Annotated in this window: 20 protein-coding genes; 7 read left to right on the forward strand and 13 right to left on the reverse strand. The window is 72.6% G+C overall.

The window, feature by feature from the left end; genetic code table 11:
- Positions 1-159 precede the first annotated feature (159 nt).
- On the forward strand, positions 160-1,395 hold the full coding sequence (locus ABT288_RS09300; protein WP_351604392.1) for a cytochrome P450: 1,236 nt from the start codon (positions 160-162) through the stop codon (positions 1,393-1,395).
- A gap of 101 nt (positions 1,396-1,496) precedes the next feature.
- Here the strand turns inward: ABT288_RS09300 and ABT288_RS09305 are convergent, their stop codons facing one another.
- From ABT288_RS09305 to ABT288_RS09350, 10 genes are all read right to left on the reverse strand, one after another.
- On the reverse strand, positions 1,497-2,183 hold the full coding sequence (locus tag ABT288_RS09305) for a YoaK family protein (protein WP_351604394.1): 687 nt from the start codon (positions 2,181-2,183) through the stop codon (positions 1,497-1,499).
- A 109-nt stretch (positions 2,184-2,292) separates the two neighbouring features.
- Positions 2,293-2,706: an aggregation-promoting factor C-terminal-like domain-containing protein gene (locus tag ABT288_RS09310; RefSeq protein ID WP_351604396.1), complete on the reverse strand. Its 414-nt coding sequence runs from the start codon at positions 2,704-2,706 to the stop codon at positions 2,293-2,295.
- Positions 2,707-3,070: 364 nt separating this feature from the next.
- Positions 3,071-3,901, reverse strand: a complete 831-nt coding sequence (locus tag ABT288_RS09315; protein ID WP_351604398.1) for an ECF transporter S component — start codon at positions 3,899-3,901, stop codon at positions 3,071-3,073.
- Positions 3,898-5,661: an ABC transporter ATP-binding protein gene (locus ABT288_RS09320; RefSeq protein ID WP_351604400.1), complete on the reverse strand. Its 1,764-nt coding sequence runs from the start codon at positions 5,659-5,661 to the stop codon at positions 3,898-3,900. The genes ABT288_RS09315 and ABT288_RS09320 overlap by 4 nt, the downstream gene beginning before the upstream one ends.
- Positions 5,658-6,779, reverse strand: coding sequence for a CbiQ family ECF transporter T component (locus tag ABT288_RS09325; protein WP_351604402.1), 1,122 nt, complete (start codon positions 6,777-6,779; stop codon positions 5,658-5,660). Before ABT288_RS09325 ends, ABT288_RS09320 begins: the two co-directional genes overlap by 4 nt.
- Complete coding sequence (locus ABT288_RS09330; RefSeq protein ID WP_351604403.1) at positions 6,766-7,413, reverse strand: SCO2322 family protein; 648 nt, start codon at positions 7,411-7,413, stop codon at positions 6,766-6,768. Before ABT288_RS09330 ends, ABT288_RS09325 begins: the two co-directional genes overlap by 14 nt.
- A complete protein-coding gene (locus ABT288_RS09335; RefSeq protein ID WP_351604405.1) occupies positions 7,410-8,633 on the reverse strand; it encodes an SCO2321 family membrane protein in 1,224 nt (407 codons plus the stop codon). Before ABT288_RS09335 ends, ABT288_RS09330 begins: the two co-directional genes overlap by 4 nt.
- A gap of 365 nt (positions 8,634-8,998) precedes the next feature.
- Positions 8,999-9,454, reverse strand: coding sequence for a nuclear transport factor 2 family protein (locus tag ABT288_RS09340; RefSeq protein WP_351604407.1), 456 nt, complete (start codon positions 9,452-9,454; stop codon positions 8,999-9,001).
- A gap of 40 nt (positions 9,455-9,494) precedes the next feature.
- Complete coding sequence (locus ABT288_RS09345; RefSeq protein ID WP_351604409.1) at positions 9,495-10,526, reverse strand: Strvi_7410 family MBL fold metallo-hydrolase; 1,032 nt, start codon at positions 10,524-10,526, stop codon at positions 9,495-9,497.
- Positions 10,527-10,773: 247 nt separating this feature from the next.
- Positions 10,774-11,175 carry a hypothetical protein gene (locus ABT288_RS09350; RefSeq protein ID WP_351604411.1) on the reverse strand — a complete coding sequence of 134 codons (402 nt, stop codon included), beginning with the start codon at positions 11,173-11,175 and terminating at the stop codon, positions 10,774-10,776.
- Between the two features lie 498 nt (positions 11,176-11,673).
- On the opposite strand from ABT288_RS09350, the gene ABT288_RS09355 reads away from it, so the two are divergent.
- Complete coding sequence (locus tag ABT288_RS09355) at positions 11,674-13,125, forward strand: aldehyde dehydrogenase (RefSeq protein ID WP_351604413.1); 1,452 nt, start codon at positions 11,674-11,676, stop codon at positions 13,123-13,125.
- Positions 13,126-13,128: 3 nt separating this feature from the next.
- Positions 13,129-13,362, forward strand: coding sequence for a ferredoxin (locus tag ABT288_RS09360; RefSeq protein WP_228620044.1), 234 nt, complete (start codon positions 13,129-13,131; stop codon positions 13,360-13,362).
- 240 nt (positions 13,363-13,602) lie between these two features.
- On the opposite strand, the gene ABT288_RS09365 is transcribed toward ABT288_RS09360, so the two are convergent.
- Positions 13,603-14,289 (reverse strand): TetR family transcriptional regulator, encoded by a 687-nt coding sequence (locus ABT288_RS09365; protein ID WP_351604415.1) that lies wholly within the window; start codon positions 14,287-14,289, stop codon positions 13,603-13,605.
- A 220-nt stretch (positions 14,290-14,509) separates the two neighbouring features.
- Between ABT288_RS09365 and ABT288_RS09370 the strand changes: the two genes are divergently transcribed.
- The 3 genes from ABT288_RS09370 to ABT288_RS09380 are packed head-to-tail and all read left to right on the forward strand — an operon-like array spanning position 14,510 to position 17,747.
- Positions 14,510-15,940, forward strand: coding sequence for a glycosyltransferase family 4 protein (locus ABT288_RS09370; protein ID WP_351604417.1), 1,431 nt, complete (start codon positions 14,510-14,512; stop codon positions 15,938-15,940).
- Complete coding sequence (locus tag ABT288_RS09375; RefSeq protein ID WP_351203473.1) at positions 15,934-16,680, forward strand: class I SAM-dependent methyltransferase; 747 nt, start codon at positions 15,934-15,936, stop codon at positions 16,678-16,680. The genes ABT288_RS09370 and ABT288_RS09375 overlap by 7 nt, the downstream gene beginning before the upstream one ends.
- A complete protein-coding gene (locus ABT288_RS09380) occupies positions 16,677-17,747 on the forward strand; it encodes a prenyltransferase/squalene oxidase repeat-containing protein (RefSeq protein WP_351604419.1) in 1,071 nt (356 codons plus the stop codon). Before ABT288_RS09375 ends, ABT288_RS09380 begins: the two co-directional genes overlap by 4 nt.
- A gap of 10 nt (positions 17,748-17,757) precedes the next feature.
- Here ABT288_RS09380 and ABT288_RS09385 read toward each other — a convergent pair whose 3' ends face one another.
- On the reverse strand, positions 17,758-18,051 hold the full coding sequence (locus ABT288_RS09385; protein ID WP_351604421.1) for a hypothetical protein: 294 nt from the start codon (positions 18,049-18,051) through the stop codon (positions 17,758-17,760).
- Between the two features lie 128 nt (positions 18,052-18,179).
- On the opposite strand from ABT288_RS09385, the gene ABT288_RS09390 reads away from it, so the two are divergent.
- On the forward strand, positions 18,180-18,752 hold the full coding sequence (locus ABT288_RS09390; protein WP_351604423.1) for a hypothetical protein: 573 nt from the start codon (positions 18,180-18,182) through the stop codon (positions 18,750-18,752).
- Here ABT288_RS09390 and ABT288_RS09395 read toward each other — a convergent pair.
- On the reverse strand, positions 18,749-19,759 hold the full coding sequence (locus tag ABT288_RS09395) for an LLM class F420-dependent oxidoreductase (RefSeq protein WP_351604424.1): 1,011 nt from the start codon (positions 19,757-19,759) through the stop codon (positions 18,749-18,751). The two genes, ABT288_RS09390 and ABT288_RS09395, sit on opposite strands and share 4 nt — an antisense overlap.
- Positions 19,760-19,809 lie beyond the last annotated feature (50 nt).

Here is a 19,809-nt window from a genome sequence, read left to right on the forward strand (position 1 = left end):
ACCGCAAGAGTCTTGCAGGTGCCGGACTGGTGATCTGCACGAATTCCGCACGGATTGGGGCTGCCGTACCCCTTGCGACTTGTAGAACCCGTTACTACCTTCACGGCACCCGCTGATGGGCCGTCAGAACGGACTGAGACCGGACGACGGGAGTCGCCGATGCACTGCCCCGCGCTGCCCGACGGGTTCGACTTCACCGACCCCGACCTGCTGCACCACCGTGTGCCCCTCCCGGAGTTCGCCGAGCTGCGCCGCACCGAGCCGGTCCGCTGGATCCCGCAGCCGCACGGCCGCGCGGGCTTCGCCGACGACGGCTACTGGGCCGTGACCCGGCACGCGGACGTCCGGTACGTCTCCACGCACCCGGAGCTCTTCTCCTCCACCGTCAACACAGCGATCATCCGCTTCAACGAGCACATCGAGCGCGACGCGATCGACGCACAGCGGCTGATCCTGCTCAACATGGATCCTCCGGAACATACGCGGGTGCGGCAGATCGTGCAGCGTGGCTTCACGCCACGTTCCATCCGCGCCCTGGAGGAGCGGCTCCGGGCGCGTGCGGAGGCGATCGTCGCGAGTGCCCGCGCGCGCTCCGGGCCCTTCGACTTCGTCACCGAGGTCGCCTGCGAACTGCCCCTGCAGGCCATCGCCGAGCTGATCGGCGTACCCCAGGAGGACCGGTCCAAGATCTTCGACTGGTCCAACAAGATGATCGCCTACGACGATCCCGAGTACGCCATCACCGAGGAGGTCGGCGCCCAGTCGGCCGCCGAGATCATCGCCTACGCCATGAACATGGCCGCCGAGCGCAAGCAGTGCCCCGCCCACGACATCGTCACGACCCTCGTCGCGGCGGAGGACGAGGGCAACCTGAACTCCGACGAGTTCGGCTTCTTCGTGCTGATGCTGGCGGTGGCCGGGAACGAGACCACCCGCAACGCCATCACCCACGGGATGCACGCGTTCCTGACCCATCCCGGGCAGTGGGAGCTGTTCAAGCGGGAGCGGCCGGACACGACGGCCGAGGAGATCGTGCGCTGGGCGACCCCGGTCAACGCCTTCCAGCGGACGGCCACCCAGGACATCGAGCTGGGCGGGGCCCGGATCGGGAAGGGCGACCGGGTCGGGCTGTTCTACGCCTCCGCCAACCACGACCCCGAGGTCTTCACCGACCCCGACGACTTCGACATCACCCGTGACCCCAATCCCCACCTCGGCTTCGGCGGGGGCGGCCCGCACTACTGCCTCGGCAAGTCCCTGGCGATCCTGGAGATCGACCTGATCTTCAACGCGATCGCCGACGCGATGCCCGGTCTGCGGTCCGCCGACGAGCCCCGCCGGCTGCGCTCGGCCTGGATCAACGGCGTCAAGGAACTCCAGGTCACCACCGGCTGAACCCGCGTGGGTCGGCCCACCCCGAGGGAGGCAGGAGCACCCCTACCCCAACGCCCCGTTCCTGCCTCCCCCGAGGTCGGCGAAGTCACAGGTCGGCGGGGTCACTCCCGGCCGGACGCCACCACCGCCAGCACGCCCGACGCCACCGCCGCGAGCAGCAGCGGAAGGGCGAGACCGTGGTGCAGGACCAGCCACGCGCCCAGGCAGGCACCGGCGAGCATGGCGATCACCGAGGCCGTGCGGCGCGGTGAGCGGTGGCCGGTGGCGTCGCCGAGGCGGGACTCGGAGGCCAGGCCGGTCAGGGTCATGGTCAGCACGGTGGTCGTCAGGTCGGCGACGCCCAGCTTGCGGACCGTCGCGTTGCGCAGGCCCATCGCGTACCCCGTGAGGGCGATCAGGGCGTAGACCGTGCCGGTGGCGTGCGGCCAGGCGAAGGCGACCGCCGCCGACAGGGCCACCAGGACCGCCTCGGCGGTGAGGGTGAGGCGGGTCCAGGTGAGGCGCGACCCCTTGCCGACGCGGGCCGCCAGCCGGCCGCCGGTCACCGCGCCCAGCAGGAAACACCCCAGCGAGGTCGCCGTGTGCGGCACGGAGAAGCCGGGCGCGCCGGCCGCCGCGAAGCCGAGGACGACGACGTTGCCGGTCATGTTGGCCGTGAAGACCCGGCCCAGGCCCAGATAGCTGACGGCGTCGATCAGACCGCTCACCACGGTCAGGACCAGCAGCACGAGCACGAGCCGCAGCCCGCGCGCCTCGGGGTCCGGTGCCGGTGTGCGCGCTGTCGTCATGCGACCACTTCAGCACGTGTCCGGCGGCGGGGGCCGGACATGCGCGCGCACCCCCGCCCGTCGAGGGGCGAGGGTGCGCGCGTGTGCTGGGGGGCGGCTACCGAGTGGCTCAGTACCAGCCGTTGGCCTGCCAGAAGCTCCAGGCCTTCGCCGGGCTGCCGTAGCGGGACTTCATGTAGTCCAGACCCCACTTGATCTGGGTGGCCGGGTTGGTCTTCCAGTCGGAACCGGCGGAGGACATCTTGGAGCCCGGCAGGGCCTGGACCAGGCCGTAGGCGCCGGAGGAGCTGTTGGTGGCGCTCGGGTTCCAGCCGCTCTCGTGCGAGACGATCTTGTTGAACGCGTTGAACTGCGCGGCGTCCGGGATCATCTTGTGCGCGATCGCCTGGGCGGAGGAGGCCGAGCTGGGGGCGGCCTGGGCGGGCGCCGCGCTCAGAGCCATGCCGGCGGTGGCGGCGGCCACGGCGGCGATGGTGAGGGCCTTCTTCGGGGAAGCGATGCGGCGGATGAAGGAGACGGACACGGAGTACCTCTTGCGTCGGGGACAGGGGATCGCCCGCAGTGGAAGGACCACGCGATGTGGCCTCATGCGTCGGCGCCGCGACCCGGGGGGCTCGTGGCGCCTGGCGACGTCGTCCAGAGAAGCAGCCCGGAAAGCCGTCCGCAATGACCCCTTTTACTAGTTGTGGCCGGATGAGAGGCAAAGGTCGACTCTGTGACGTGGATCGCAAAGCGCAGGTCAGTAGGGGTGCCTGAAAGGGCATATCGGACATTCAGGACTACGGCCCCGCATCGTAGGTGACGTGCGTCATGTGGGGTGCTTCACCGTCTCCCTCACCAGCCGCACACGGCGCCTCACCCAGCGGCACCGTTCGCTGTGCCGCCCGTCACGCGCCGGGGCCGTCGAATGTGACCGCGGTCTCGAAGGCGGCCCGCCGCGTGGCCCGGCGCAGCGCGCGCAGCACGGCCGGGCCGAGGACGAGGGTCAGCACCACCGTGCACAGGGCCCGGCCCAGGTCCCAGCCGAGCGAGGTGGCCAGGCAGTAGGCCACGAAACGGGCCAGGTTGGCGGGGACGGAGGCATGGGCGTCGAAGGAGATGTTCGAGGCGGCGCCGCCCATGAACGGCCAGCCGGCCAGGTTCATGACCGTGCCGTAGGCGAACGCGGCGAGGAAGCCGTAGACCGCGAGGAGCAGCAGTTCGGCCCGGCCACGCAGCCGGACCGGGCCCGGGAGCAGCCCGGCGCCCATCGTGAACCAGCCCATCGACAGCATCTGGAACGGCAGCCACGGCCCGACCCCGCCCGTGAGCAGGGCGGACGCGAACATCGTGACCGAGCCCAGCGTGAAGCCGAAGCCCGGTCCCAGCACCCGCCCGCTGAGCACCATCAGGAAGAACATCGGCTCGATCCCCGCCGTACCCGCGCCGATGGGACGCAGCGCGGCCCCCGTCGCGGCCAGCACGCCCAGCATGGCCACGGCCTTCGGCCCGAGATCCGACTCCGAGATCGTCGCCGCCACGACCGCGACCAGCAGGATGAGGAGGCCCGCGAAGAGCCAGGGCGCGTCCTGGGCGTGGGCGCTCAGCTGCGAGGCGGGCGGAGCGAGGAAGGGCCAGCCGAAGGCGACCACACCGACCGCGCCGACCAGGGCCAGCGCGGCGAGCGAGCGGGGGCGGAGACGGACGGCGTGCAGCGGCGCGGTGCTCGGGGGCCTCATGCGAGGGCCTTGCGTACTTCGGCGACGGTGAGCCACTGCTGCGGGGCGAGGATCTTCGTCACCTGCGGGGCGAAGGACGGCGAGGAGACGACGATCTGCGCCGTCGGCCCGTCGGCTATGACCTCCCCCTCGGCCAGCAGCACCACCCGGTGCGCGAGCTCGGCCGCCAGCTCCACGTCATGCGTGGCCAGCATGATCGCGTGCCCCTCGGCGGCGAGGCCGCGCAGTACGGTCACCAGGCGGGCCTTGGCCGCGTAGTCCAGGCCGCGGGTCGGCTCGTCGAGCAGGAGGAGGGGCGGGCGGGCGGTCAGTACGACGGCCAGGGCGAGCGCCAGACACTGCCCCTCGGACAGATCGCGGGGGTGGGTGTCGTCCGTGATCCCCGGCAGCAGCTCCGACACCAGCGCCCGGCAGGTCCCCGGCTCGGCCCCCGCGTCCCGGTCGGCCGCCGCGCACTCGTCGGCGACCGTGTCGGCGTAGAGCAGGTCCCGCGGCTCCTGGGGGACCAGACCGACGCGGCGTACGAGGTCGGGGGGTGCGGTGCGGCGGGGTTCGGCCCCGCCGACCTGCACGCTTCCCGCACTGGGCACCACCAGGCCGACGAGCGAGGCGAGGAGGGTGGACTTGCCGGCACCGTTGCGGCCCATGAGCGCGATGGTCTCGCCGGGGGCGACGGTGAGGTCGATGTGCCGGAGGGCGTCGACGCGGGCTCGGCGCACGGAGAGGGAGCGGACCTCGGCGATGTGCGGGTGGTGGGGTGGTGGGGTGGGGGAGGCGGGGCGGCGACGGAACCGGAGACGGCGCCCTGTGCCAGGGCTGTCCCCGGCTACGGGGGGCGCGGGCCGTGTCGGTATGCGGCTCCGCCGCGATGGGGGTCCCCCCGGGTTCGAGCGAAGCCGAGAACTCGGGGGAGCGACCAGCCCCGACGCACTCGCAGGCGCGGACGCGGCCAGGCGTTCCCTCAGGCCGGCGGCCCGACGGCGGGCGTCCCGGACGGTCAGGGGGAGCGGGGACCAGCCCGCCAGGCGGCCCAGACCGACCACCGGCGGGTACACCGGGGACACCGCCATCACCTCGGGCAGGGAGCCGACGACCGGGGCTTCGCCGCGACCGGGCAGGAGGACGGCTCGGTCGGCGTAGTGGATCACGCGCTCCAGGCGGTGCTCGGCCATCAGGATCGTCGTGCCGAGGTCGTGCACCAGGCGCTGGAGCACCGCCAGGACCTCCTCCGCCGCGGCCGGGTCCAGGGCCGAGGTCGGCTCGTCCAGGACCAGCACCCGGGGGTGCGGGGTGAGGACCGAGCCGATCGCGACCCGCTGCCGCTGGCCACCGGAGAGGGTGGCGATCGGGCGGTCGCGCAGTCCGGCCAGCCCCAGCAGGTCCAGGGTCTCCTCGACCCGGCGCCGCATGACCTCCGGGGCGAGGCCCAACGACTCCATGCCGTAGGCGAGTTCCTCCTCCACGGTGTCGGTCACGAAGTGGGCGAGCGGGTCCTGGCCCACCGTGCCGACCACGTCGGCGAGTTCGCGCGGCTTGTGGGTACGGGTGTCCCGGCCCGCCACCGTGACGCGGCCGCGCAGGGTGCCGCCGGTGAAGTGCGGCACGAGACCGCTCACCGCGCCGAGCACGGTCGACTTGCCGACCCCGGACGGGCCGACGAGCAGCACGAGTTCGCCCTCCGGCACCTCGAAGCCGACGCCCTGGACGGCGGGTTCGGCCGCACCGTCGTACGTCACGCTGACATCCTCGAAGCGGATCACGACGGCTCCTTGTGGACCTTGGGCACGACGAAGGCGGGCAGGAGGGCGAGGAGGACCGCCGCGGCGGGCCACAGCGGGAGAGTGGGGGCCACGAGGGGCACGACGCCCGGGTGCAGTTCCTCCGGGTCGCGGGCGGAGGCCAGGCCGATCAGCGCGGCGACCGCGACGCCCGAGCCGGTGACCAGCCAGGCCCGTACGTCCCACGGGTCCGGGCGGTACCGGGTGCGCGGCGAACGCCGGCCGCCGAGCCGCAGCCCCGCGAGGGCGGCGACGACACCGGCGAGCAGCAGCGGGACGCCGTACGTGCCGCCCTCCGCGGTGAGCAGCCCGTACGTTCCCGCGCACACGCCGAGCAGTCCGCCGAGGGTGAGCGCGGCCGTCGTACGGCGGATACGGGCGGGGACCTCGACGGTACGGCCGTAGCCGCGGGCCTCCATCGCGGCGGCGAGGGCGACCGAGCGCTCCAACGCGCCCTCCAGCACCGGCAGTCCGACCTGGAGCAGGCCGCGCAGCCCCCGGTCCGGGCGGCCGCGCAGGCGGCGGGCGGCGCGCAGGCGCTGGACGTCGGCGATGAGGTGCGGGGCGAAGGTGAGGGCGACGACGACGGCGACGCCGGTCTCGTACAGGGCGCCGGGGAGGGACTTGAGCAGGCGGGTGGGGCCGGCGAGCGCGTTCGCCGCGCCGACGCAGATCAGGAGGGCGGCCAGCTTCAGCCCGTCGTAGGCGGCGAAGACGAGCGCCTCCGCCGTGACCTTTCCGCCCAGACGGATGCCCTGTGCCCAGTGGGGGAGGGGGACCTCGGGGAGCGTCACCAGGGTGTGGGTGCCGGGGATGGGGGAGCCCAGCGCCACCGCGAAGACGACGCGGACGAGGAGCACGGCGAGGGCGAGTCTGGCGAAGGCCGTGTAGGCGTGCGCGGTGGGGGCGCCGGCGGTGCCGCGGTGCGTCGCCACGACGTAGGCGGAGGCGGACATGAGCAGGGCGAGGAGGAGGGGGTTGGTGGTGCGGGTGGCGGCGGTACCGAGACTCGACGCCCAGAGCCACCAGGCACCGGGGTGGACAGCACCGCGAGGAACTGCACGAACAGCCCCCACCGGCCCGCAGTCAGACGGAGTCATCGCGTCGCCGTCGGAACTGCCACACCGCCGCGCCTCCCAGGAGGACGACCACCGCCACGCCGATCGGCAATCCCAGGGACGGCCCGCTGTCCGAGCCGTGCTTCGGCTGGGCCGCGTTTGACGTGCCGCCCGCCGAGACCTGCTCCCCGCACCCCTTCTTCGGATACCCGGCGATCGCGCACAGCAGGGCGTTGGTGTCGTAGCGCAGGGGCGGGGCGACGGCCGCCAGGGCGTCGGCGGTCGTCGCGTCGGGGGACACGCGGGCGCACTCCGTACGGCGGGCCGGCGGTGTCTCGCCGGAGGGCGCATCCGCGGGCGTGCCGAAGTCGAGGACGAGAGCCACCCGCTTCGTACCGGACGTGGCCGGGGTACCCGAGCAGATCGTGCCGAAGTCCGCCGCCCCGCGGGGCCGGCTCGCGTCCGCCGAGTCCGCGCTCACCGCGAAGCGGAAGCCCTCCACGGCGCCGTCGTCGGGACGGGCGGTCGACGGGCCCTGCGTGGCATACGTCCAGCGTCCGCCCGACCGCTCCCAGAAGGACCAGTAGCGGTAACCGGTGGCGTGCGCCTGGCCCGCCCCGGCGAGCAGGACGAGCGCGGCGCACAGCAGGCTCGTGGCGCGGCGGACGGGCCTCACGGCTGCCGCTTCTTCCGGCCGCTGAGCAGGAAACCGATGCCGATGCCCGCGACGAGGCAGACGCCGGCGAACCACCAGACGCCGAGGCTCGACCCGCTGTCGGACTTCTCGGCCTTCTTCGTCTCGTGCGCGCCGGAGTCCATCGCCGGTGCCGGGCCGAGCTCGTTGAGGGACCGGACGAGGCTGGTGCCGCCGAAGTCACCGGGCTGGGCGCCGATCGCGTGCGCGGCGAGGATCAGCTGGGCGTACGCCGCCGGACCGCTCTGCACCGCCCACTGCCCCGCGTTCTTCTCCAGCCAGCCGTACGCCTTCTTGGCCTGCTCGGTCCGGCCGTCCGCGGCGAGGGCGACGACCGTGTCCGCGGTGTTGCCGAAGTCCGGCTGGTCCTTGGCGCCGGGCAGCGCGGACTGCAGGTGCCCGGTCGTGCCGACGGCCGCGGCCAGATAGGCGCCGGCGTTGTCCGCGACCTGGGCCGGGGTGGGACGGCCCGCCTTGACGCACGCGTTCTGCGCGGGCGCCTTGCCGGCCTGGGTCACGAACCCCTTGCCGAGGGCGCCGAGCACCCCGGCCGCCGTGGCGTCCGCGTTGGCGGCCGGCTTGCCCTTCTTGTCCGGCTGGAAGGCGAGGGCGCCGCCGCCGTCCTGGTCGCAGGGGAGGGACAGGGCGGCGAGGAGGTCGTAGGGGGACTTGCCCGCCTTGCCGACGCTCGCCGGATCCGTCCCCGCTGCCGCGAGCGCGCCGATGACGACGGAGGTGGAGTTGGTGTCGCTGGCCCCGCCCGGCGCATAGCCCCAGCCGCCGTCCTTGTTCTGCACGGACTTCAGCCAGGCCACCGCCTTGCCGACGGCGTCGTCGTGCCCACCGACCGCCTTCAGGGCCTGGACCGCGGCGGCCGTGTTGTTGGTGTCCACCATGACCTTGGCGTCGCAGGCCTTGGCGGGGGCGGCGCGGAACGCCGGGAAGGCGCCGCTCGCGCACTGCTGGCCGCTGAGCCAGTCCACGGCCTTCGCCGCCGGCCGGTAGCCGAGGGTCCGCTGGGCGATGAGCGTCAGCGACTGGCGCCACACGCCGTCGTAGGTCGGGTCGGACTTTCCGTACAGCCCGGACGGGATCGCGACCTTGGGAGAGGGGGACGGGGACTGCCCGGCGGCCGTGGCGGGCGCGGCGGCGGCCAGCACGCCTATGGCGGCGAGAGCCGCGGCACTGCGGCGGACGTTCATGGTCGGCGACTGCCTCTCCTGCGGGGAGCCGGGCAGCGCACGGGAGACCCCCCGGGCGGCTCGGCTCCGTAAACCTCGACGGTGCCGTGCGCGGCGGACCGCCGACGCACGCGAGCCGGTCAACGTCCCGCCCGGGGCGTTCCGGCTCACCGTTCGATGACGAACGATTCACGGATGGGGGTGCCCCCGGCTCGAGCGAAGCCGAGAGTTGGGGGAGGGTCAGCGCCGGAATTGCACCGGCTTCCCCCCGTACGGGTGTGATGACGACGCCGCCACTTTACCGGCCGCGCCGAGTGGGCTGAGGAGTGGCTGTGCACACGGGGGTGCGGTGACCGGGGTCACGGCCGTGACGGGACGGGGAGTGGTCAGCCGACCCTCGGGGTGTCGCCGCCGAAGGGCAGGTGCAGGGTGCGGGAGGCGATCAGCCACGTGCCGTCGACCCGGCGGAAGGTGTCCTCGTAGTGACCCACCTGGACGGGCGGCCCGGCGGGGACGGGGCCGCCGCTCCCGTCGTGTCCGTCGACGCGGTACGTCGTGAAGTACGCGGTGGAGGTCGCCGCGCGCGGACCGGTCACCGTGACCAGGATGTTGGACATGATCCGGCGGGAGAGCCGGTTGGCGGGGCGGGAGCCGAAATACGCGCGCAGGGCCTGTCGTCCCTGGATCCGGCGCCCGTCTCCCGGCGCAGGCCACTCCCACAGACCGTCCTCGGTGAACAGGTCGGCCACGGCGGCCGGTTCACCGAGGTCGAGGCGGTGGACGAACTCGACGACCGCTCGCTCACAGGCACGCTCGGCGAAAAGCCGCTTCATGGGGTCCATGAGGCTGTGTAGCAGGGGCGCCCCAGGGGAGGCGAACCATTTACACGGCCACGTACGCCACCGGCTCGCTCCCCGCCACCGGTTCCGCCCGGCCCTGCTTGACCAGGCGGCGCAGATGGGACTCGGCTTCTGAGACGGCGATGTTCCGGGAGCCGTAGCGGATCTCGGCCCAGGGGCGGTTCCACTCCATGCGCTCGGCCAGCTGCCAGGGCGTGAGCGGCTCGGCGAGCAGGGCGAGCAGACCGGCCAGCCGCTCCTCGTGGTGGGCGAGCAACTCCCGTACCCGGCCCGGCGCGTCGGTGAAGGCGTGCTGGTGGGCGGGGAGGACCTCGGCGGGGGCGAGGCGGCCGATCCGTTCCAGGGAGTCGAGGTAGTCGCCGAGGGGGTCGGTGACGGTCGTGTCGTCGGGGTCCTCGTACAGGCCGATGTGCGGGGTGATCCGGGGCAGGAGGTGGTCACCGCTGAACAGCCGCCCCTGTCCCGGAAGTCGACGGTCCGGGTGATCCTCCTCCAGGTGCAGGCACACATGGCCCGGTGTGTGGCCGGGGGTCCAGATCGCGCGCAGTCTGCGGCCGGGCAGGTCGAGGAGCTCGCCGGGGACGATCTCCCGGTCCGGGAGGGCGGGGGAGAGGCCGGGCAGGGTGCGGGGGGTACGGGGTGTGCGCAGCGGCGCCAGGTGTTCCTCGGGCGCGCCGGCCGCCGCGAGCTTGGCGCTCATGTAGCTGAACCAGCGTTCCGGCCGTGCCTCCCGGGTGCGCCGTACGACCGCCGCGTCGGCGGCGTGCATCGCCACCCAGGCGCCGGAGGCCTCGCGCACCCGGGCCGACAGGCCGTGGTGGTCCGGGTGGTGATGCGTGATGACGACGCCGTACACCTCCGGCACCGCCGTACCGCACGCGGCCAGCCCCGCCACGAGCGTGTCCCAGGACGCCGGATCGTCCCACCCGGTGTCGACCAGCACCGGGCCGCGGTCGGTCGCCACGACGTAGACCAGCGTGTGACCGAGGGGGTTGTCCGGGATGGGTACGGCCACGGACCGTACGCCCCCGCCGTGCTCGAACGTCGTCGCCATCTGTCCTCCGCCCCACCGCCCGGACCCACGGCCATGGCCCACTATAACGAGAACTGATGGAACGTCAGATACCGCTGAGCGTCTGCTTTGCCGGTGACCCTCACACGGCCCGGCCCAGGGCGTGGTCGGAGGGCCGAAGACTGCAGGGAGCTTCGGCCCTCCGGTTGGGTTCAGCGGTGGTGCCGGCTATGGCGACGGGAGGCGGTGGGCGTGCGCCCCCGCGTCACGGCACGGCCTCCGGGGCGGGCTAGCGGTGGCCGAGGTGCCGGCCGTGATCCCGGTCCCGGTCCCAGCCCCGCTCGTGGTGCCGGCCCCGGTCGTGGTCCCGGCCCCAGTCCCGGTCGTGGTGCCGACCGCGGTCGTGGTCCCGGTCCCAGCGCCAGTCCCGGTCCCGGCCCCGGTCGTGGTCCCGGTCGTGGCCCCAGCCCCGGTCGCGGTCCCGGCCCCAGCCCCGGTCGTGGTCGCGGTCCCGGTCACCGAAGCGGCCGTCGTGGTCGTGGTCGATCCTGTGGCTGAGCGAGTAACTCCTTCCGTTGTCGCGCTCCTGGCCGCCCCCGGCGGCCAGGGCCGGCATGGCGGCCGCGCCGACGAGGGCGCCCGTGGCCACACAGGTGGCGATCAGGCGGGCCGTCGTACGAGAAACAGACATGAATCTGTCACCTCACGTTCGTTGCACACCATCCTTGGCAGGGATGGGCGTGCAAATCCGGAAATTCCCGGCTCTGTGCCGAGGGTCCACACTGTGGCCCTCCACGGCGGCACCGGAGGAAGGAACGGTTCCGCGTTACAAAGCGCGGATATGTCTGTAGCCCTCCCTTGTATGGGCCATTCATGCCGGGGAGGGGTCCGGGTGCCGGCCCTGTCCCGGTTCGGAATCACGCTGAGGGCAGGGAAAAGAGCGGTTGACCGCGCGTGACGCTCCTGGCTGTCTCGGGGCCTCGATTCCTTCGAACGGCCCCATGGGTTCTGAAACAATGCAGGGCCTCCGTTCGGGGGACCCGCTGCGGCGGCGTCACCGCCTCCCCGCGCCGACGGCGAATCCGCTGGTGCAGCCCGTCCGGTGCCGGCCATTGCCCCCTATAACTAGAACTGATATCAGTTCTGAAACAGCGTCAGAAACGTGCGGTGCGGTGGGAGGCAGTCGGCCATGACCGAGCTCGTGGAACACGGACAGCTGTTCATCGGCGGGGAGTTGACCGAGCCCCTGGGCAAGGACGTCATCGAGGTGATCTCCCCGCACACCGAGGAGGTCATCGGCCGGGTGCCGCACGCCTCCGGGCAGGACGTGGACCGGGCGGTGGCGGTGGCGCGCCGTGCCTTCGACGAGGGGCCGTGGCCGCGGGCGACCCTGGCGGAGCGGATCGAGGTCGTCACCCGCATCAAGGACGGCATCGCGGCCCGGCACGAGGAGATCGCCCGGGTGATCTCCGCCCAGAACGGATCCCCGTACTCCTGGAGCGTCCTCGCCCAGGCGCTCGGCGCGATGATGGTGTGGGACGCCGCGATCAGGGTCGCGCGGGACTACCCGTACGAGGAGCGCCGGGACGGTGTCCTCGGCCCGATCCTCGTCCGCCGCGAACCGGTCGGTGTGGTCGCCGCCGTGGTCCCCTGGAACGTCCCGCAGTTCGTCGCCGCCGCCAAGCTCGCGCCCGCGCTGCTGGCCGGCTGCACGGTCGTACTGAAGCCGTCCCCGGAGTCCCCGCTCGACGCGTATCTCCTGGGCGAGATCGTGCGGGAGGCCGGTCTCCCCGAGGGCGTGCTCTCCATACTGCCCGCCGACCGCGAGGTCAGCGAGTACCTGGTCGGCCACCCCGGCATCGACAAGGTCTCCTTCACCGGCTCGGTCGCGGCGGGCAGGCGGGTGATGGAGGTCGCCGCGCGCAACCTCACCCGGGTCACGCTGGAGCTGGGCGGGAAGTCGGCGGCCGTCGTCCTGCCGGACGCGGACGTGCAGACGGCGGTGGCCGGGATCGTCCCGGCGGCCTGGATGAACAACGGGCAGGCGTGCGTGGCCCAGACCCGCATCCTCGTCCCGCGCGCCCGCTACGACGAGTTCGCCGACGCCTTCGCGGCAGCGGCCGGCGCGCTGAAGGTCGGCGACCCGCTGGACCCGGCGACCCAGGTAGGCCCGCTGGTCGCCCGCCGCCAGCAGCAGCGCAACCTCGACTACATCCGGATCGGCCAGGAGGAGGGCGCCAAGATCCTCATCGGCGGCGGCCGGCCGGCGGGCCTGGAGAGGGGCTGGTACGTCGAACCGACCCTCTTCGGTGACGTGGACAACTCCATGCGCATCGCCCGCGAGGAGATCTTCGGCCCGGTCATCTGCCTGCTTCCGTACGGCGACGAGACCGAGGCCGTGAAGATCGCCAACGACTCCGACTACGGCCTGTCCGGCAGCGTGTGGACGGCCGACGTCGAGCACGGCATCGACGTGGCGCGGCAGGTCCGCACCGGCACCTACTCGGTCAACACCTTCAGCCTGGACATGCTGGGCCCGTTCGGCGGCTACAAGAACTCCGGGCTGGGGCGGGAGTTCGGCCCGGAGGGGTACGGCGCCTACCTCGAGCACAAGATGATCCACCTGCCGGCGGGGGCGTAGGCCATGGGCGACCGCTGGCACGTCGAGGTCGACCGGTCGGTGTGCATCGGCTCGGCCCAGTGCCTCCACCACGCCCCGCACGCCTTCCGCCTCGACTCCGCCCGCCAGTCCCACCCGGTGGAACCGGACACCGACGCCGCCGAACCGGTCCTGGAGGCGGCCGAGAGCTGCCCCGTGGAGGCGATCGTGATCACACTGGTGGGGAGCGGGGAGGCGGTGTTCCCGCCCGAGGAGTAGGGCCGCGGGTCCCCGGGTCGCCCTCCCGCCGAGGGTGAGCGCGGTGTGCCGGTACGACGCCGCGCTCGCCCCAAGGCACCGTCCGGCGGGACCGGGTGACGGACCGGGACCCGCGTACCGGCCTCGTCATGGTTCCGGCCGGAATCCCAGACATCGGTGGTCGATTCCGTCACATCGAGGACGGGGTGGCCGGACTTCGGACAGGCGACCACATCGCCGACCGGGTATGACCGATCGGCCTCATCTCAGCCTCTGGCGACGGGAACCGGAGCGACGCTCGACCCCCGGCTCCGTCAGGTCGATCAGCCGGCACACCGTCTCGATGTCGATCTTCACCTGGGCGATGGAGGCGCGGCCGGACAGCCAGGTGATCAGGGCCGAGTGCCAGGTGTGTTCGATGACGCGGACCGCCGAGAGCTGTTCGGGGGTGGGGTTCTCCAGGCCCATCGCGTCCAGGATGATCAGGGTGGTCTGGCGGGAGACCTGGTCGACCTCCGGCGAGACACTGCGGTCGGCGAAGGTCAGGGCGCGGACCATCGCGTCGGCCAGGTGCGGCTCGCGCTGCAGGGCGCGGAAGGCCCGCATGAGGGTCTCGGCGACCCGCTCGGCGGCCGTGTCGCCGGCCGGGGGCTTCTTCCGCAGGGTGCCGTGCATGTGCTCCAGCTGGTCCTGCATCGTCGCCACCAGCAGGTGGATCTTGGAGGGGAAGTAGCGGTACAGGGTGCCGAGGGCGACCTGCGAGGACTCGGCGACCTCGCGCATCTGCACGGCGTCGAAACCGCCCCGGCTGGCCAGCTGGGCGCTCGCGTGCAGGATCCGGCGGCGGCGGGCCTCCTGGCGCTCGGTCAGAGGCGGCGATGGGGGTCCCCCCGCGCGAGCTCGTTCGAGCGTGGGGGAAGGCCTCGAAACACTGGCTTCCGCAGGCATGGGTCCCGTTCCGTGACAGTCGGTGAAGGCGTCTGTGGGGCACGTGATCACACAGCAGGGCAGGGCGCCGCGCCGTGGCGTGAATCACCTGATCCACTGCTCACAGCGCCCCTACCTGCCGGTAGATTCAGAGCCTCTTGAACGATCAAGTCTGAAACTTGTTCTAGATTAGCGTCCCGACGTAGTGTCGCGGGACGGTGCAGGCAGAAGGGGGCACGGAGTGACCGCTGAGGCCCGTGCGGCGGGCGTCGAGCAGGACCCCGCTGCCGACGGCGAGCGACCGCTCGACATCGCCCTCCTCACCTATAAAGGGAACCCGTTCTGCGGCGGCCAGGGCGTCTACGTCCGGCATCTCTCGCGTGAGCTGGCCCGGCTCGGACACCGGGTCGAGGTCATCGGCTCGCAGCCGTATCCGGTGCTCGACGAGGGGTACCCCGGGCTCACGCTCACCGAGCTGCCCAGCCTCGACCTCTACCGCCAGCCCGACCCCTTCCGCACCCCCGGGCGGGGCGAGTACCGGGACTGGATCGACGCCCTGGAAGTCGCCACGATGTGGACCGGCGGCTTTCCCGAGCCGCTGACCTTCTCCCTCCGCGCGCGCCGCCATCTGCGCGCCCGGCGCGGCGAGTTCGACGTCGTCCACGACAACCAGACCCTCGGGTACGGGCTGTTGGGAGACATCGGCGCCCCTCTGGTCACCACCGTCCACCACCCCATCACCGTCGACCGGCAGCTGGAGCTGGACGCGGCCGAGGGCTGGCAGCGCCGCTACTCGGTGCGCCGCTGGTACGCCTTCACCCGGATGCAGAAGCGCGTCTCGCGCCGGCTGCCCTCGGTCCTCACCGTCTCCGGCAGCTCCAAGCAGGAGATCGTCGACCACCTCGGCGTCCGTGACGACCGCGTGCACGTGGTCCACATCGGCGCCGACACCGATCTGTTCGCGCCGAATCCGGCCGTGCCCGAGGTGCCGGGCCGGATCGTCACCACCTCCAGCGCCGACGTGCCGCTCAAGGGGCTGATGTTCCTGGTGGAGGCGCTGGCCAAGGTGCGCACCGAGCACCCGGCCGCCCATCTCGTCGTCGTCGGCAAGCGCCCCGAGGAGGGGCCGGTCGCGGCCGCGATCGAGCGGTACGGCCTCGAAGGCGCCGTCGAGTTCGTCAAGGGCATCTCCGACGCCGAGCTGGTCGACCTGATCCGCTCGGCCGAGGTGGCCTGTGTGCCCTCGCTGTACGAGGGCTTCTCGCTGCCCGCCGCCGAGGCCATGGCCACCGGCACCCCGCTGGTCGCCACGACCGGCGGCGCGATCCCCGAGGTCGCCGGCCGCGACGGCGAGACCTGCCTCGCGGTGCCGCCCGGCGACGCGGGGGCGCTGGCCGCCGGCCTCGGCCGGCTGCTGGGGGACCGTGAGCTGCGGGTGCGGCTCGGCCGCGCCGGCCGCGAGCGGGTGCTACGGCACTTCACCTGGGCCCGCGCCGCCGAGGGCACGGTGACGCACTACCGCGAGGCCATCGCCCGCGCCGGCCGCTCACCCGTGCGAACCGGCTCGCACCGGGGCGTCCCCACCGCCCCCACCGCCGCCCCGATTCCCGGCCGCCCCGCGGCCCCCGCAAGCGTTGCAGGCGTCTCTTCCGAAAGCAGGGCCACGTGCTGACCGTCGACTTCTCCCGGTTCCCGCTCGCCCCGGGCGACCGAGTCCTGGACCTCGGCTGCGGGGCCGGCCGCCACGCCTTCGAGTGCTACCGGCGCGGCGCCCAGGTCGTGGCCCTGGACCAGAACGGCGAGGAGATCCGCGAGGTCGCCAAGTGGTTCGCGGCGATGAAGGAGGCCGGGGAGGCACCGGAGGGCGCCACCGCCACGGCCATGGAGGGCGACGCGCTCGCCCTGCCCTTCCCGGACGAGTCCTTCGACGTGGTCATCATCTCCGAGGTGATGGAGCACATCCCCGACGACAAGGGCGTGCTCGCCGAGATGGTCCGCGTGCTCAAGCCGGGCGGCCGTATCGCCGTCACCGTGCCCCGCTACGGCCCGGAGAAGGTCTGCTGGGCGCTGTCCGACGCCTACCACGAGGTCGAGGGCGGCCACATCCGCATCTACAAGGCCGACGAACTCGTGGCGAAGATCCGCGAGGCGGGCCTGAAGCCGTACGGCAGCCACCACGCCCACGCGCTGCACTCGCCGTACTGGTGGCTGAAGTGCGCGTTCGGCGTCGACAACGACAAGGCGCTGCCGGTGCGGGCGTACCACAAGCTGCTGGTCTGGGACATCATGAAGAAGCCGCTCGCCACCCGGGTCGCCGAGCAGGCGCTGAACCCGCTGATCGGCAAGAGCTTCGTGGTCTACGCGACCAAGCCGCACCTTCCGCGTCTCGACGAAGAGGCGGCCGCCAAGTGACCACTCCCCGGACGGAACACCTCGTCCTGCCCGGGGTCCTCACCGCCGAGCAGGCCGCCGCGACCGTCCGTGGCATCCTCGCCGTACAGCGGGAGGACGGCGCCATCCCGTGGTTCCGCGGGCATCACCTTGACCCCTGGGACCACACCGAGGCCGCGATGGCCCTGGACGCGGCCGGCGAGCACGAGGCCGCCGAGCGGGCCTACGACTGGCTGGCCCGGCACCAGAACGAGGACGGCTCCTGGTACGCCGCCTACGCCGACGGCGCCCACGACGACGTCACCGACCGCGCCCGCGAGTCGAACTTCGTCGCCTACATAGCCGTAGGAGTCTGGCACCACTACCTCTCCACCGGCGACGACACGTTCCTGGACCGCATGTGGCCGTGCGTCTACGCGGCCATGGAGTGGGTGCTCGCCCTGCAGCAGCCCGGCGGCCAGATCGGCTGGCGCCGCGAGGACGACGGCACGCCCACCGGGGACGCCCTGCTGACCGGCAGCTCCTCGGTCCACCACGCGCTGCGCTGCGCCCTCGCCATCGCCGAGCAGCGCGAAGAGCCGCAGCCCGACTGGGAGTTGGCGGTCGGGGGACTGCGGCACGCGATCCGCCGGCACCCGGAGCGCTTCCTCGACAAGGACCGCTACTCGATGGACTGGTACTACCCGGTCCTCGGCGGCGCGCTCACGGGCGAGGAGGCCAGGGCCCGCATAGCGGAGTCCTGGGACCGGTTCGTCGTAGCGGAATTCGGCGTGCGCTGCGTGGTCCCCAACCCGTGGGTCACCGGCGGCGAGTCCAGCGAGCTCGCCCTGGCCCTGTGGGCGGTGGGGGAGTCGGACCGCGCCCTGGAGATCCTCCAGTCCATCCAGCACCTGCGCGACCCGGAGAGCGGTCTGTACTGGACGGGCTACGTCTTCGAGGACGACGCGATCTGGCCCCGCGAACTCACCACGTGGACGGCCGGTTCACTGCTCCTCGCCGTCGCGGCGCTGGGCGGCCACGAGGCGACCTGCGCGGTCTTCGGCGGGGAGCATCTGCCGCTGGGGCTCGCCCCCGACTGCTGCGGCTAGCCCACGCGGCTCAGAGCCGGTGTATCCGGTTGGCGATGGCGTGGCCCACGAACAGGTACACCACCGCGGCCAGGCCGTAGCCCGCGACCACCCGCGCCCAGGCCTCGTTGAACGTGAAGAGGTCGTGGGACCAGCCCGCCAGCCAGGCGGCGGCGTGGTGGACGACCCGGACCAGGCTGTTGGCGCGGTTGGCGGCCAGCAGGTACATCAGAATCCACAGGCCGAGGATCACCGCCATGATGTCGGCGACGACCGCGATGACCGTTCCGGCCTGATGGGCACCGTTGCGATATCGAGGGGACATACCTTCCGGATTGCCGGGCGGCGAGCGGTGAAACCCGAACGGCGGACGCCGAGTGGCGCGACCGGCGCTCCCGGGTGACGCTTCCGGAGGAAGCAGTCCGCTCGGGGAGGACACGTCCGGAGGATCCAGTGCCCGTACCCATACGGCGCCTCTGCATGGCGCTCACGCTGTGCTGCGCCCTGCTGGCCGGTTCCACCGCCTGTGGCAGCAGCGAGAAGACCAGTACGCGGGACACCGCGGCGGTCCGGGCCGCCGTCCCCGCCGCCGAAACCCCCAGCCCGACCACCTCCGCCGAACGGCAGAAGTTCGCCAAGGCCCGGTTCGTGGCGAACGCGGGACTCGCGGCGGGCGCGACCTACCAGTGGATCGTGAAGCCCTGGAAGGCAGGCCAGTTCAAGAAGGGCGCCAAGGGCCGCAAGATGACCCTGGTGAAGGCCGGTCTGGCCGGCGCGTTCACCTACCACCGGCTCAAGGCGGCTCAGCGGAACGCCCAGGGCGACCCGCTGCTGTCGAAGGCGCTGGCGCCGCTCAGCGCCGGTATCGACGCCCTGAAGAACCTGCCGTCCAAGCTCCGCAGCGGCGACGGTGCCGCGGCCGGCTCCTTCAACGACATCATCGGCAAGGTCAAGGACGCGGGCAGCAGCGCCGGCGCCCCGGTCAAGGAACAGGTGCCCTCGGCGTCCCAGCTCTCCGGCGGCTAGGAGTTCAGTTCCGCCAGCACCCTGAGGGTGTGCGGGTCCGGTGACAGGGCCAGCAGGTCCGTCACCGGGCCCGCGCGCCACAACTCCAGCCGCTCGGCGATGCGTTCACGCGGCCCGACCAGTGAGATCTCGTCGGCGAAGGCGTCCGGCACGGCCCGCACGGCCTCCTCCCGCCGGCCCGCCAGGAACAGGTCCTGGATCCGCCGGGCCTCCTTCTCGTACCCCATGCGCGCCATGAGGTCGGCGTGGAAATTGCGGGAGGTGTGGCCCATGCCGCCGATGTAGAAGCCGAGCATGGCCTTCACGGGCAGCAGCCCCTCGGCCACGTCGTCGCACACCTTCACCCGGGCCATCGGAGCCACCAGGAACCCCTCCGGCAGCTCGTGCACCACGTCCCCGTACACCTCCGGCCGGCTCGGCGCCCAGTACAGCGGCAGCCAGCCGTCGGCGATGCGGACGGTCTGGGCCACGTTCTTCGGGCCCTCGGCGCCGAGCAGGACGGGCAGATCGGCCCGCAGGGGATGGGTGATCGGCTTGAGCGGCCTGCCGAGTCCCGTGCCGTCCGGCCCCGGGTACGGCAGCGGGTGGAAGCGCCCGCGGGAGGTCACCGGCGCCTCCCGCCGCAGCACCTGTCGTACGACGTCCACGTACTCCCGGGTCGCGGTCAGCGGCGACGCCGGGAACGGGCGGCCGTACCAGCCCTCCACCACCTGCGGCCCGGACAGCCCGAGCCCGAGCAGCATCCGCCCGCCGGAGAGGTGGTCCAGGGTGAGCGCGTGCATCGCGGTGGTGGCCGGCGAGCGGGCGGCCATCTGGGCAACGGCCGTGCCCAGCCTGATCGTTGAGGTCCGCGCGGCGATCCAGGTCAGCGGGGTGAAGGCGTCCGAGCCCCAGGACTCGGCCGTCCACACCGAGTGGTACCCGAGCCGCTCCGCCTCCCGGGCGAGCGGCACATGACCGGCGTCCGGGCCGCGTCCCCAGTAACCGAGTGCGAGACCGAGCCGCATGCGCCTGCCTCCTGACGATCCGTCAGTTCACTGCCGGGAGGCGACTGTAC

It is taken from the genome of Streptomyces sp. NPDC001093 (assembly GCF_040298985.1).
Classification (GTDB): domain Bacteria; phylum Actinomycetota; class Actinomycetes; order Streptomycetales; family Streptomycetaceae; genus Streptomyces.